General features: G+C 63.0%; 11 protein-coding genes and 1 pseudogene. 6 read left to right on the top strand and 6 right to left on the bottom strand.

Annotation, left to right across the window (positions count from 1 at the left end):
- Positions 1–95: 95 nt before the first annotated feature.
- The gene (gene gltB / locus NGM29_RS09860; RefSeq protein WP_254155873.1) at positions 96–4,694 is read right to left on the bottom strand and encodes a glutamate synthase large subunit; all 4,599 of its coding nucleotides are present in this window, start codon (positions 4,692–4,694) and stop codon (positions 96–98) included.
- 691 nt (positions 4,695–5,385) lie between these two features.
- Between gltB and NGM29_RS09855 the strand changes: the two are divergent.
- From NGM29_RS09855 to NGM29_RS21370, 5 genes and pseudogenes are all read left to right on the top strand, one after another.
- A pseudogene (locus NGM29_RS09855) lies at positions 5,386–5,546 on the top strand (integrase core domain-containing protein); the annotation flags it as partial.
- Positions 5,547–5,815: 269 nt separating this feature from the next.
- Positions 5,816–6,154 carry an ArsR/SmtB family transcription factor gene (locus tag NGM29_RS09850; RefSeq protein ID WP_254155871.1) on the top strand — a complete coding sequence of 113 codons (339 nt, stop codon included), beginning with the start codon at positions 5,816–5,818 and terminating at the stop codon, positions 6,152–6,154.
- Positions 6,151–7,050: an SRPBCC family protein gene (locus NGM29_RS09845; protein WP_254155870.1), complete on the top strand. Its 900-nt coding sequence runs from the start codon at positions 6,151–6,153 to the stop codon at positions 7,048–7,050. The genes NGM29_RS09850 and NGM29_RS09845 overlap by 4 nt, the downstream gene beginning before the upstream one ends.
- Before the next feature lie 79 nt (positions 7,051–7,129).
- Positions 7,130–7,573, top strand: coding sequence for an SDR family NAD(P)-dependent oxidoreductase (locus NGM29_RS09840; RefSeq protein ID WP_254155869.1), 444 nt, complete (start codon positions 7,130–7,132; stop codon positions 7,571–7,573).
- Positions 7,543–7,662, top strand: a complete 120-nt coding sequence (locus NGM29_RS21370) for a hypothetical protein (RefSeq protein WP_343233697.1) — start codon at positions 7,543–7,545, stop codon at positions 7,660–7,662. Before NGM29_RS09840 ends, NGM29_RS21370 begins: the two co-directional genes overlap by 31 nt.
- Before the next feature lie 254 nt (positions 7,663–7,916).
- Here NGM29_RS21370 and NGM29_RS09835 read toward each other — a convergent pair whose 3' ends face one another.
- From NGM29_RS09835 to proS, 5 genes are all read right to left on the bottom strand, one after another.
- On the bottom strand, positions 7,917–8,912 hold the full coding sequence (locus NGM29_RS09835; RefSeq protein WP_254155868.1) for a DUF7972 family membrane protein: 996 nt from the start codon (positions 8,910–8,912) through the stop codon (positions 7,917–7,919).
- The gene (locus NGM29_RS21305; RefSeq protein ID WP_311136819.1) at positions 8,905–9,192 is read right to left on the bottom strand and encodes a DUF4177 domain-containing protein; all 288 of its coding nucleotides are present in this window, start codon (positions 9,190–9,192) and stop codon (positions 8,905–8,907) included. Before NGM29_RS21305 ends, NGM29_RS09835 begins: the two co-directional genes overlap by 8 nt.
- A 465-nt stretch (positions 9,193–9,657) precedes the next feature.
- Entirely contained in the window at positions 9,658–10,068 is a 411-nt protein-coding gene (locus tag NGM29_RS09825) for a universal stress protein (protein WP_311136851.1), read from the bottom strand.
- Positions 10,069–10,157: 89 nt separating this feature from the next.
- Complete coding sequence (locus NGM29_RS09820) at positions 10,158–11,228, bottom strand: hemolysin family protein (RefSeq protein ID WP_254155867.1); 1,071 nt, start codon at positions 11,226–11,228, stop codon at positions 10,158–10,160.
- Positions 11,229–11,744: 516 nt separating this feature from the next.
- Positions 11,745–13,232: a proline--tRNA ligase gene (gene proS / locus NGM29_RS09815; RefSeq protein WP_254155866.1), complete on the bottom strand. Its 1,488-nt coding sequence runs from the start codon at positions 13,230–13,232 to the stop codon at positions 11,745–11,747.
- A 157-nt stretch (positions 13,233–13,389) separates the two neighbouring features.
- On the opposite strand from proS, the gene NGM29_RS09810 reads away from it, so the two are divergent.
- Positions 13,390–14,361, top strand: a complete 972-nt coding sequence (locus tag NGM29_RS09810; RefSeq protein WP_254160524.1) for a quinone oxidoreductase family protein — start codon at positions 13,390–13,392, stop codon at positions 14,359–14,361.
- The last annotated feature ends 66 nt before the right edge of the window (positions 14,362–14,427 follow it).

Here is a 14,427-nt window from a genome sequence, read left to right as displayed (position 1 = left end):
CGGGTTTCGTCGGTTCGTTCGACCGCTCACCGGAAGTCGTGGAAAGCGCGCACACACAAAAATCGCCCTCAGTACTGGTGCTCGACGCGTTAGCGTCAGTCGTCGCTCGCGGCGAACCCGGCCGATCCATGGTCTGATTCGACGGTGGGCGACTGGGGAAGTTCGGCGCGGACGTCGTCTCGGCCGTCCTCGGTAATCGCCTGGTGGTAGGCCTCGGGCATGACCTTCACGAACGACTCGAGGGCGCGCCCCCAGTTCGCCAGGAGGTCCTGCCCGCGCTCGGACCCGGTGTAGGCGACGTGGTTCTCGAGCAGGCGCTCGAGCATGGCCTCGTCGGCCTCGTCGAGGTCCTCGTGGAGCGAGACCATGTCGGTGTTGGCCTTGCGCTCGAGTGCCGCGTCGGGGTCGAAGACGTATGCGACGCCGCCGGACATCCCCGCGGCGAAGTTGGTTCCGGTCTCGCCGAGGACGGCGACGACGCCGCCGGTCATGTACTCACAGCCGTGATCGCCGACGCCCTCGACGACGGCCTTGGCGCCCGAGTTGCGAACGGCGAAGCGCTCGCCGGCGACGCCGTTGACGTACAGTTCGCCACCGGTCGCGCCGTAGAGCGCGACGTTGCCGATGGCGACGTTCTCAGTCGGGTCGTAGGCGGCCGTTTCGGGCGTCCGAACGGTGAGTTTCCCGCCCGAGAGTCCCTTGCCGACGTAGTCGTTCGCGCTGCCCTCGAGGTGGAACGAGACGCCGTGGGCGAGGAACGCGCCGAAGCTCTGGCCGGCGGTACCCTCGAGGTCGACGGTGAGGGTATCCTCGGGGAGTCCGGGTTCGCCGTAGCGGCTCGACACCCGGTTCGAGAGCATGGTGCCGACGGCGCGGTCGACGTTCCTGATCTCGGTTTCGACGGTCTGGGGGGTCCGGTCCTCGATGGCCGCGCTGGCCTCCTCGATGAGGGCTCGGTCGAGGTGATCCTCGAGGCCGTGGTCCTGTTCCCGAATCTTGGTCCGGACGTCGCCTTCGGGTTCGGCCAAGACGGCCGAGAGGTCGACGGATCGGGCCTTCGGGTGGTCGACGTCCTCGCGCTGGGAGAGGACCTCGACGTGTCCGACCATCTCTTCGACGGTTTCGAAACCCAGGTCGGCCATGATCTCGCGCAGTTCCTGGGCGATGAACGTCATGAAGTTGATGACGTGCTCGGGTTCGCCGGGGAAGCGCTTGCGGAGGTCCTCGCGCTGGGTGGCGACGCCGACCGGGCAGGTGTTCTTGTGACACTGGCGAGCCATCACGCAGCCCTCGGCGACGAGGGAGGCGGTGCCGAAGACGTACTCCTCGGCGCCGAGCAGGGCGGCGACGGCCACGTCGCGTCCGGTCTTCATCCCGCCATCGGCGGAAACGCGGATGCGGTCGCGGAGGCCGGTGACACACAGCATCTGGTTCGCCTCGGCGAGCCCGAGTTCCCACGGGAGTCCGGCGTGCTTGATCGAGGTCCGGGGTGAGGCGCCGGTGCCGCCGGAGTGGCCCGAGATGTGGACCACGTCGGCGTTGGCCTTCGCGACGCCCGCGGCGATGGTGCCGATACCGGCCTCGGAGACGAGTTTGACGTTGATGTCGGCGGCCTCGTTGGCCGCCTTCAGATCGAAGATCAGCTGTTTCAGGTCCTCGATGGAGTAGATGTCGTGCAGCGGTGGCGGCGAGATGAGCCCAACGCCGGGCGTCGACTTGCGGACATGGGCGATCATCTCGTTGACCTTCTGACCCGGGAGGTGCCCACCCTCGCCGGGCTTCGATCCCTGAGCCATCTTAATCTGGAGTTCGTCCGCGCTCGAGAGGTACGTGCTGGTGACGCCGAAGCGGCCCGAGGCGACCTGCTTGACGGTACACTCGCGCTCGGTGCCGAAGCGTTCGGGCGGTTCGCCGCCCTCGCCGGAGTTGCTCTTCCCGCCGATGCGGTTCATCGCGACGGAGTTGTTCTCGTGGGCTTCGGGCGAGAGGCTCCCGAGGCTCATCGCGGCCGTCGAGAAGCGGCCGACGATGTCGGCGACGGGTTCGACGTCCTCGAGCGGGATCGACTCGCGGTCGGAATCGAACTCGAGGAGTCCGCGGAGGGTCCGCAGGTCGGCGGACTGGTCGTTGATCCCCTCGGCGTACTCCTGGTAGCGCTCGTAGTCGCCGGAGCGAACGGCCTGCTGGAGCGTACCCACGGACTGGGGATTCCACTGGTGGTGGATCCCGCCCGAGCGGTGCTCGAACTCGCCCTGGCGGTCGAGGGTCGCCTCGTCGCCGAAGGCGGTCGTGTGGCGCTCCAGGAGGTCCGCTTCGATTTCGGCGAGGCCGATCCCCTCGGTGCGGTTCTCGGTCCCCTCGAAGTACTCCTCGACCAGGCTCGAGTCGAGGCCGACGGCCTCGAAGATCTGGGCGCCCTGGTAGCTCTCGACCGTCGAGATGCCCATCTTCGCCATAATCTTCAGGAGGCCGTCCTCGAGCGCGCCGACGTAGGCGTCGATGGCCACGCCGGTGTCCGCGCCGTCGGAGCCGGCCGTGAGGTCCTCGATGGTCTGGTAGGCGAGGTACGGGTTGATCGCGTCGGCGCCGTAGCCGACCAGCGTCGCGACGTGGTGGACGGTTCGCGGATCGGCTGACTCGAGGACGATCCCGGCATGGTTGCGCAGGCCGTTACGCACGAGGTGGTGGTGAACGGCACCCATCGCGAGCAGGCTGGGGATCGCGACGCGGTCGTCGTCGACGGCGCGGTCGGAGAGGATCACGACGTCGTTACCGGCCTCGATGGTCGAAACGGCGTCCTCGCGGACGCGCTCGATGGCGGTCTCGAGGGCCTCGCCGTCGGGCTTGTCGGCAGCTTCCGAGCGCTCGTAGGTGACGTCGACCGCCCCCGCCGTGACGTCGTTTTTCTCGCAATCGCGGATCGCCTCGAGTTCGGCGTCGGTGAGGACGGGCGAGTCGAGGACCAGCTGGCGGGCGTGTGCGGGCGACTCCGAGAGCAGGTTGCGCTGGAATCCCAGTCGGGACTCGAGCGAGGTGACCTGCTCCTCGCGGATATAGTCGAGTGGCGGGTTCGTAACCTGGGCGAACAGCTGTTTGAAGTACGAGAACAGCGGCCGGTTGAACTCGGTCAACACCGACAGCGGCGTGTCGTCGCCCATCGAGCCGATGGGGTCTTTCCCCTTCTGCATCATCGGCTCGATCAGGTTCTCGAGTTCGTCGTGGGTGTAGCCGAACGCGGCCTGGTGGGAGCGCAGTCCGTCGATGGCCTGGCGTGGTTCCGGGTCGGCCGTCTCGAGGAGATCGTCGACGTGAACCTGTTCGCACGCGAGCCACTCGCCGTAGCGGTCGTCGACGAGGCCGTCGAAGACCTCCTCGTCCGGGATGACCCGGCCCTCGTTCGGGTCGGCCAGGAACAGTTGGCCGGGCTGGAGCCGCCCGCGCTCGGCGATTTTCTCTGGCGGGGTTTCGAGCGCCCCGGCCTCGCTGGCGGCGATCAGGCGGTTGTCGGTTGTCACGTCGTACCGGCAGGGGCGCAGGCCGTTCCGGTCGAGGACGGCGCCGACGCGTTCGCCGTCGGTCGCCGCGACGAGCGCGGGGCCGTCCCACGGTTCGACGAGCGAGGCGTGGAAGTCGTACCAGTCCTTGCGCGCCTGATCCATCTGCTCGTCCCCGCGCCAGGCCTCGGGAACGAGCATGCGGAGTACGTGCGGGAGGTCACGGCCGTCCTGCAACAACAGTTCGACCGCGTTGTCGACGCTCGCGGTGTCGGACTGATCGGGGTCGTTGATGACGGGTTTGACGGCCTCGAGCCCCCCTCGCGGTTTCTCGCCGCTCGCGTCGTCCGCGGAACGTGGTTCCGCGCAGAGCACGTCGCTCTCCAGATCTGTCTCGCGGGCGCGCATCCAGTTGACGTTGCCCTGGATGGTGTTGAACTCGCCGTTGTGGACGACGTTGCGGTAGGGATGGGCGAGGTGCCACGCACCGAGCGTATTCGTCGAGAAGCGCTCGTGGACCATCACGAACGTCGACTCGAGGCGCTCGTCGGCGAGGTCTGGGTAGTAACTGGCGACCTGCTCGCCCTTGAGGAGGCCCTTGTAGACGAGTGTCTTCGAGTCCAGCGAGCAGACGTAGAATCGATCGGACCCGTCGACGTCGGCAGTTTCGACCGCGTTCTCGAGCGCGCGCCGGGCGACGTAGAGACGGCGGTCGAAGTCGTCGTCGGCCAGTTCGTCCGTCGACGAGGCAAAGACTTGCCAGACGTCGGGTTCGGACTCGAGGGCCGTCGTACCGAGGCCGTCGTTTTCCGTCGGCACGTCCCGCCAGGCGAGGGTCTCGAGTCCGTACTCGGAGAGAATGCCTTCGACGAGTTCGACGAGCGCTTCGCGGGCGTCGTCCTGTGGGAAGAAGATTGAGCCGACGGCGTACTGGTTCGGCAGATCGACCGTAAGTTCGTCGCGGAAGAAGGCGTCGGGCGTCTGGAGCACGATCCCCGCGCCGTCGCCGGTGTTCTCTTCGGCGCCGGTGGTGCCCCGATGCTCGAGGTTGACGAGGAGTTCGAGACCGTCGGCGACGACGTCGTGGCTCGTTCCGCCGTCGAGGTCCATGACGACGCCGAGACCGCAGTTCGACCGTTCGTCTACGGGGCTGGCGAGGCCCCGCTCATCGTGAGACGAGTTACGTTGTGGCTGTGTCATACACACCCGAGGTATTCGCACCCACAAGAGGATACTCCATTATGACTAAGGGTATTATAATGTCATATTAGGGAATTAATACCGTATGGGTGTACGAGCATTCGAAAGCGTGTACTACGTAGAGAGAACGGCAAACGGCCGATGATTCGGTTCACGGCTGGGTCACAGTCACATCGCTCTCGCTCGCTCTCGAACGCAGCCGGAGAAAGTGTCAGAGGCACGTAGTGCTCATCCGCTGGATGAACACCACAGTACGTAGTCACCGCTGGAACCATATGCACTATGGGGCTAAACGATTAGGTTCGGGTGAGTCACTCACGCAGGGGCGAGGGCTCGAGGTACGCTACTACCTGATCCATGATCGAAAGACTGCTTTCGAGACGAACGAGACGAACGGCGACGTTCAATCAGAACGTTCTGGCGAGAATATGTAAGGGAACGATAATACTACTGTTAAAACTCGCTGGATATCTTCAATAGGTCCGGTCGTTCAAGAATTGCTTATTTCCGTAGTGGAGAACCACTTCATATTTCGACCTAAGCTCTCGAGGCACCTAGCTTGATCTACCCGTAGGCTGTTACTCGTCGTCTATTACCTCTGTCCGGACATAGTATGGTCCCTCCCAGTTCTGGACCCACTCCGGAGCCGCAGGGTGATCTACGGGCAGTAACGTCTGGCGAAACCTGATCGAGGTGGTTTCACACGTCGAAGATACTGGTTGGCCGCTTTCATAATTCGTGAGTGGACATCAGTCGAGCGCTAGAAGATGGCTTCAACAGTTCGTACACTACTACAACACACAACGACCACATCAGTCACTCGACGGACAGACGCCAGCGGAGGTGCCAAACGAGACAGTGCCATTTAGAGGTTTCCGTGATCAGGTCGGTAAGTACCGTAAACGAGATAGACAGCCGTTTCAGAGTCCATCCCGTTCTAGACGTTCTCGTCGAACAGGGTAGGTCCCTCGAGTCCCACTACGTGTCTTCCATACCTCCCGTCGATGGCACTCCAGGAATCATCGTATAGATGGTTTCAATTCCCGCGAGCAGCCGGTAGACTGCACAATAACGAAATTCAACTAAAAGGTTAAGTATTCCCCCGACATCCGTTCAACTGGATGGTTGAACGACTGCCGGACGATTTCGATCTCGACACGGTCTTCCAGGCGCTGGCTCACCCCATCCGTCGGGACATCCTCGAACGGGTGGCCGACGGACCAGAGAGCGTCAGCGACCTGGCCGAACCACACGACGTCTCCCTCGCTGCCGTCTCGAAGCACCTCCACGTGCTGGAGGACGCCGGCCTGATCGACATCGAGAAGGACGGCCGCGTTCGCCGCTGCCACCTCGAGGCTGCGCCCCTGAGCGCCGCGTTTGGGTGGCTCACCCGGTACCGCGTCTTCTGGGAGGACCGGCTGGACGCGCTGGCCATCCACCTGGAGGAATCAGAAAAATGACCGACCACAACACCGACGCGGCAACCAGGGATACCCAACTGACAATCCGGCGGACGTTCGACGCCCCGCGCGAGCGTGTGTATCGGGCGTTCGTCGACCCGGACGAGCTAGAACAGTGGTTCGTGCCGGAGGGCATGGAGGCGGAGGTCCACGCGCTTGAGTCCGAACCCGGCGGCGAGATGTTCGTGAGTTGGACCAGTGATGAGAACGGCATCGAGAACGAGGGCACGTTCGAGGAGGTCATCGAGAACGAGCGTCTCGTCACCGTCGAGGAAATCGACGGTGGGCAACTCCATCTCACATACGAGTTCCATGACGCCGAAGACGGCACGGAAGTCGTACTCACCCAAGAGTTCCCAGGTTCGGTGCCTGACGGCGCCGAAGAGGGCTGGGCGAGCATCCTCGACAACCTCGACGCCCTGGTGACCGACACCGAGACAGACGAGGGGCGAAGCATGACCGTGAGCCGCGTCATCGAGGCGTCTCCCGAGCGGGTCTACGAGGCCTTCCTCGACCCCGACGAACTCGCCCAGTGGCTTCCGCCGACCGGCTTCTTCGCCGAGGTCCACCACCTCGAGCCCGAGGTGGGCGGGACGTACCGCATGGCGTTCACGGGCGAGACCGAGGAACTCGCCGAGTACGGCTCGACCTTCGGCGGCACCTACCTCGAGCTGGTTCCCGGTGAACGCATCGTCTACACGGACGAATTCGAAACCGACGACCCCGAGATGGCCGGCGAGACGACGGTGACGGTCACCTTCGAGGCAGTCCCTGAGGGAACCGAGATAACCGTTCACCACGAAGGATTCCCCGAGGCCATTCCCCCGAGCGACGCCAACGAAGGGTGGACCGACTCGCTGTCGAACCTCGCGGAACTGGTGGAGGAGACATCGTAATGGTCGAATCAGTCGCTCCGGAACCGGCACTCCCGCCCGCGATCGACACCTCATGGGACACCACCAGGAGGTCGATGTGATGCTGGAAGAGAAGGTCGCCGTGATATATGGCGGTGGCGGGTCGATCGGAGGCGCCGTTGCCCGCACCTTCGCACGTGAAGGGGCCCGGGTCTTCCTCGCCGGTCGAACCGAGGCGACGCTCGACGCCGTCGCCGAGGACATTCGCTCGGACGGAGGTGAGGCGGACACCGCCATCGTCGACGCTCTTGACGAGCAGGCTGTCGACGAATTCGTCGACGCAGTAGTGGACGAGACCGGCCGCATCGACGTCTCGTTCAACCTCATCACGTACGGTGACGTCCAGGAACCGTTGATGGAGATCTCGGTCGAGGACTTCACCCACCCGATCACGACTGCGACGCAAACGCAGTTCCTGACGACGACTTCTCTGGGCGGGAGAAGCTCGTTGCCAAGACGAGAGCGGACGCACTCCTGCCCCGCACGGCGACAGTATCCGACGTAGGTGACGTCGCTGCCCTCGTGGCTTCGGATCGCGCTCGCACCATCACCGGCACGCCGGTGAACGTATCGTGCGGGGCGCTGGTAGACTGAGGTGGCCGACGCGCTTCCACTCGAGAGCACCCGAAGTCACGAATCTCCGTCGTACCTGCGGACTTGTCTACGTCGCTGGACGGGTTCATCATTATGCCAACGAAAATTCCGGGGAATCCCGCAGGCGACGGTGTCCGTCCCCTGGAGGGGATGGGTGGTCGGCACGTCGAGCTGAAACAGCTGGGAGTGATTGCCCCCTCAAGTGATCCCGAAAACGCACGCCCCCGTGTCGGAAAGCAAATTTCCGACGGAGATTAGCTAAGCATGAGCGGTCCCATCGAGAGCGTCTGTTTGGCGAGCGTCGCGAGCCGCAGGATGTAGGACGTAAACAGGAGAAATGGCAGCGCTGAGATGGCAAACGCGGCGCTCACAACCCAGAGAACGCTCTCGATGCCGAGGAACGTGCCACTGAACGTTGACGGGTCGACGAAGACGACCATCCCCCCAGCGACGGTGAGTGCAATCACTGCGGCGTACAGGATGGCACGCGAGAGTTTTACCAGTGCCCACTGGATGTATAGGTCCTTAATGTACTCGCGGACTGGTCCGTACATTGTGAGCGCCTCCAGGAGGTCTCTGAACGCGCCTCGTTGCTCGTTCGTGAGGTCGTCCTCGTTCTCCATCCCGAGTCGCCGGACATCGTGCATCTTCCGATCGTAGTTGTAGTCGAGAGCGGGCGATATGACGTCGAAGGTGCCGAAATCGCTGTCTTCGAGGCGAACGAGTGCATGGTCGGCGTTCTCCAGAAGATCATCGACGTACGTGTCTACCTTCTCCTGGAGGTCCTCGTTCTCGGTTTCGGAGAGTGACTTTCGAAGAGCTGTCGCTCGCTGTTCGCTTACCTCGATGAGTTCGCTGAGGTACGCCGCGGGATTGGCAGGCGTGGTCGTTCCGAGGAGGCTGTCGGTGTTCTGGCGGAAATCCATCGTCACATCCATCCGACTGCGCTGGCTCCCGAGCGAGCCGATTTCCTGGGAGAGGACGAGCTGATTGATCGTGACCACGAGCGTCGTTCCCGTGATGATCGCGCCGACGAGCCCGGCGAATACTGTCTCGACCATGTCGCTCGACTGCATGGTCGAGTACAACGACACCGGCTTCATCACGCCCCAGATCATGAACACGAAGAAGATCAGGAACGCGAGCCCACTGGCGACGATCCACCGGTTGGCCTCGAGCAGCAACCAGAACCAGTACTTGTTGACGTCCGTCCGCTCACGGAGCGTGTTGGCCGTCGAGAGCTCACTCATGAGTGACTGGGCGTTTGAACAGGAGTAGTTTCGTGCCGCCACCGTCGTAGCTGATCGTCGCTGTGAGTTCCCAGCCCTCTTCACCTAGGCGGTTGAGTTCGTCTGTTGGATCGACCGTCTCTCGCTTGGTCAAACCCTTTGGCGGTTCGAGTGTCTTGTATTCCCATTGCTGGTGCATTTTGGTACCCACGAGTTGATATCGACTTTCACGGTGATGACTCTGCTGACTGGCTATTGCCCGTCGTGCAATAACCGAGGACGGAACGGCGTGCTCGTGCATCGTCGTCACGTATCTCAATCGAGGCGCTAATGGGTCGAACCCGACGAGTTTCCAGTCCCCGCGATACCGCTCGTCGGGTTCCGAACCTGACTTCGATTGGACAGCGCGATAGGCCGCGAACTGGTCACTCGAGAGATGTACTTTCGCTTTCGAACCGCTCCCGGGAAGTGCTTTCACCTCGTACCGTACCAGTTACTGGTCTCCTTCGTTACGTTCGGGGCCGAGTACGTCGAATCCCGTCTCATCCCAGACTGGCGAGACGTGGCGTCCGTTCCCGAGGTCAGGCTCACGGCCACTCCGTTCCCACCTGTTCAATCCTCCACGGAGGGTCAGGCCCACGGAATCTTGAGAGTTCTCAGAGTCGACGACTTGCGTTTCGGGTCGAACCAGTACGCCCCCGTGTCGGGCAGCGGTTTCGAGAACTTGCCTGACACTCGATTGCCGACGTGAGTCGCACCGTTCTTGTCAGGGGCGTGCTACGAGAACAGACGTATCAACTGATCTGATGACACGATCCGTCGAACTTCCCAGCAGGTGGTCCTTGATCCCGGACCGACCACTTGCCCCCATAACGATGAGATCGACTTCATTGTCGGTACTGTACTCGGCGATCACTTCGTGAGGGACGCCTTCGAGCACAACCTGTTCGGCAGCCACATCAACTTCGTCAGCCTTCCTCGAGGCCGTCTCGAGGATCTCGCTTGCCTCCTGGTCAAGCGTTTCTGTGAGTTCAGGTGCGATGCTTCCGGAGGCGGCCATCTCTGTCCCGGCGTCTATCACGTGTAGAAAGTGGACGGTCGCTGCATGGGGTTTCGCGTTACTGACACCGCGTTCTACGGCAGCAGTACTCGAGTCACTCCCGTCCGTCGGAACCAGAATCGTTGTCGTATATGTGGCCCAATCACGGCATATAGGGCCATAAAAGCTCGATCAGAATAGCAGGCAATCTTCCCCAGGGTTCGCTCTCACTCGTCGGAGGCTTCGACGTGCTCGCGATCGAGCGGATCCTCGATGTCGCCCATAATTGCCTCTAGCAGATCGGTCACGGTGACCAGCCCAACGACGTCCCCGTCCTCGATTACGAGGGCGAGTTCCTGACCTTCCGTCTGGAACTGATCGATTGCATCACTGACGTCCGCGTCGGGCGAGAGCGTCATCGGCGGCGCTGCCAATTCGGCGAAATCGATGTCACCGTCGGCCACTTCCTCGCGGTGTCTGAGTAGGACTGGAGTGTAGACGATGCCACGGAAATCGGTCAGGTCATCGCCGACCAGCGGATACCGTGTCTGCGGTCGGTCTTCCATCTTCTGGAAGTTCACTTCGGAATCGTCTTCGGTCGATACGGCGACGATCTCGTCGGACGGAACCATCACTTCGCTGACGGACTGCTCACCGATATAGAGCGCGTTCATCACTTCCTCGCGGCGCTCGTCCGGGAGATCGCCTTCGTCGAGGACTGACCCGAGTCGGTTCCGGAGGTCGGCACGAGACTCGATGACCTCCTGTTCGGTTTCACGCCACGCCCCGGTCATTTCGATGCCAAACAGGCCGAGCGTCCCCTTCGCAATCCAGTCACCGAACCAGATCGCTGGAGCAAGCACCTTGGCGAACCAGTACAGCGGCCGTGCCCCGTACTGACAGACCTGCCTCGAACGTTCGACACCGAGATACGTGGGCGTCTGTTCACCGTGGGTGAGGTGGACGAGGTTAATTAGAAAGAATCCGAGTAATGACCCAGCCCCGACCGAGGCGAGCGCCGTATTCTCGAACAACGGCTCGAATAGCGCTGCCAACCCGGGTTCGGCGACGATCCCTAACGCGATACTGGTTCCGGAAATCCAGATCTGACATGTCGTCAGGTAGAACTCGAGGTCGTCGGTCATTTCCCACGCGAGTTGCAGTGACGGCGTATCGAACTCTTCTTTGGAGTACTGCCGGGCGCGTGTCAGACCGAACTCGATCGCGACGAAAAACGCGTTCAGCCCGATGAGGAGTATCCCCGCCGCGATCCGTAGACTGATCTCGAATGGCTCCATCGCCGGACAATACCATGAGACGGTACAAATTAGTGTGGAAATGTGGAAGGACGGATCGAACTTGCGACAGACATGCTCCAGTAGAAGAACTGGCGGCGGGGGGAGGGTACCCGACACCGATCCTACGACAGGGAGAGAGGTGGGCGTCGAGGGATGCTGTCTGTCGCGTGCACGGACTCCTGTTGTCATCAACCAACGACTGACGTGTGATTTACGAAACGGGGAATCAGGCGATCGACGAGGCAGTGTCACGCGTGCTCGAGGGCGACTCGCTCGAGCGAACCGAGGGGTTGGCGCTGAACTGATTTTGAACCCCTGCAACGGGCTATAGAGAGGCGAACGTAGTCAGCCGTGTGAACCGTCTCATGACTGTTTTGAGCGAAAACGTCTATCAATTGTACTAAACCATTGAAAAGCAACACCGGTCTTCCCCGGTAGGAGACCTTCACTAGAAGGTGTTCACGAGGTCAGTCCCGAACGCTATGACAGTTGAAGGGGGTTAGTAGGGTAACTGTTCTAATACGTTCTGGCGAAGTACGCTAACTGGTCGGCGTGCTCGCCACAGACCGTACAGGCAGCGTCCTCGTCCTCGGGCGCGGCAGCCTCGCCGTCGGTCTCGGCGCTCTCCTCGGCGAGGGGTTGGAGGACGATCTCCGCGGAGACCTTCTCTTTGATGGCTTCCTCGCAGGCCTGATCGCCACACCACGGCACCTTCACGTAGCCGCCGTGGCGCCCAATCGTCCCCATGATCTCCTCGGGACTGTCGGCCGTCCGCACGTTCGATTCGAGGTTCTCCCGGGCGGCCTCGTACAGTTTCTCGTAGATTTCGTCGAGGTGTTCGTCGACGGTATCGGCGACGCCCTCGCGGTTGGCGACGGTCTTCTCGTTGTCCGGACGGTGAACCAGGGTGACCTCGCCGTCGTCGGCCTCGTTGGGGCCGATCTCGATCCGGAGAGGGACGCCCTCGAGTTCGTGTTCGTTGAACTTGAAGCCGGGATTGCGCTCGTCGCGGTCGTCGAGTTCGACACGGAAGCCCGCGGCCTCGAGGTCCTCGGCGACCTCGTTCGCGTAGCCCAGGACCTGCTCCGCGGTGTCTTCCTGCCAGATGGGGACGATGGCGACCTGCGTGGGTGCGACGGTGGGGGGCAAGACGAGCCCCTGGTCGTCGGAGTGGGTCATGATGAGCGCCCCGAGTGCGCGCCAGGAGAGCCCCCACGAGGTCGTGTACGCCGTACGCTCCTCCTCGTCCTCGTCCGCGAAGGTGATGTCGAACGCCTCCGCGAAGCTCTGGCCGAGGTGGTGGCTCGTGCCGCCCTGGACGGACTTGCCGTCGGGCATCAGACACTCGACGGTCGTCGTGGTGTCGGCGCCGGGGAACTTGTCGTGTTCGGGCTTTTTCCCCTTCAGGACGGGGATGGCGAACAGTTCCTCGTAGACGCGTTCGTACTGCTCGAGGCGGGTCCACACTTCCTCCCAGGCTCCCTGGTCGGTCTCGTGGGCGGTGTGGCCCTCCTGCCAGAGGAACTCCTTCGTGCGGAAGAACGGCTTCGTGTCCGTCGCCTCCCACCGAACGACCGAGCACCACTGGTTGAGCCGCATGGGGAGGTCGCGGTGGCTGCGGGTCCACTCGGCCATGAACGGCGCGATGATCGACTCGCTGGTGGGGCGGACGGCGAGGCGCTCCTCGAGTTCGTTGTGCCCGCCGTGGGTCACCCACGCCACCTCGGGGTCGAATCCCTCGACGATGTCCTTCTCGCGCTCAAGGTAGCTCTCGGGGATGAACAGGGGGAAGTAGGCGTTCGTGACGCCAGTCTCCTTGAACCAGCCGTCGAGGGTGTCCTGGAGCGTCTCCCACAGCGCGTAGCCGCGGGGTTTCGTGACGATGAAGCCGCCCATGGGGGCGTAGTCCGCCAGGCCGGCCTTCTGTACGACCTCGGCGTACCACTCGCCGGGTCGATGATTCTTGGACTCGGTGATCCCGAGTTCCTGTGATTCTTCGCTCATACCTCGACAGTCTGCCAGCGCGCTCTTAAACGATGCGAAGGTGTGCGAGCGTCTCGAGTCCTCACCGTCTCTCGAGAAACCCGGCGCCGGTTCCCTCCGGTTGTCGGCCATTTATGCGGCGAGGGGACGAACCGTCCACTCGAACACCATGACCAGCATGCATGCCATCGAAGTCAACGAGTACGGCGACAGCAACCGACTCGAGTACACCGAACGCGAGGTTCCGGAACCGGGTCCGGGCGAGGTCAGAATCGCCGTCGAGGCCGCGGGGATCAACTTCGCGGACGTCATGCAACGACGCGGCGTGTATCCGGGTGGGCCGGAACCGCCGTACGTCCCCGGGATGGAAGCCGCCGGAACCGTCGACGCTACCGGCGAGGGCGTCGACCTCGAGGAAGGCGACCGCGTGGTCGGCATGCTCGGCGGAGGCGGGTACGCCGAGTACGCCACCGCCAACGCGCAGATGCTCTTGCCCATCCCCGACGGGATGAGCTTCGAGGAGGCCGCCGGCTTCCCCGTCCAGTTCCTGACCGCCCACTCCTGCCTGTTCGAGTGGGGCGGCCTCGAGGAGGACGAGTCCGTCCTGATCCAGGCCGCTGCGGGCGGCGTCGGCACGGCGGCCGTTCAACTGGCCTCGCGGGCCGGCGCGGAGGTCTTCGGCACTGCGAGCACCGAGGAGAAACTCGAGCTGGCGGCCGACCTCGGGTGTGACCATCCGATCCAGTACACCGAGGTCGACTTTCGCGACCCCGTAGAAGAGGCGACCGACGGCGAGGGCGTCGACCTCGTCCTCGAGAGCGTCGGCGACGACGTGTTCGACCGGAGCCTCGACGCCCTCGCGCACTTCGGGCGGCTGGTCACCTACGGCGTGGCCAGCGGCGTGCCCGCGAGTGCCGAGAACCGGCGCCTGCTCTTCGAGAACAAGTCCGTCATTGGATTCCACCTCGGCCAGGCGTCTCGTCACGACCCCGCCCGGATCATGCAGGCGATTCCGGATCTGACCCAGGGGCTGGCCGACGGCGAACTCGAGGTGATCGTCGGGGAGACGTTCGCGCTCGAGGACGCGATCGAGGCCCACCAGTTCATCGAGGATCGAAAGAGTGTGGGGAAGGTGGTGCTGATTCCCTGACCGGCACGCGGTCGTCGACTCGAGAGATCGGATCGGTGAACCTCGGGTGGCGAGTGATAGCTATTT

It is taken from the genome of Natronosalvus rutilus (assembly GCF_024204665.1).
Classification (GTDB): domain Archaea; phylum Halobacteriota; class Halobacteria; order Halobacteriales; family Natrialbaceae; genus Natronosalvus; species Natronosalvus rutilus.
The sequence above is the reverse complement of the archived record's forward strand: the minus strand, read 5'-3'. Positions and strand labels throughout refer to the sequence as shown.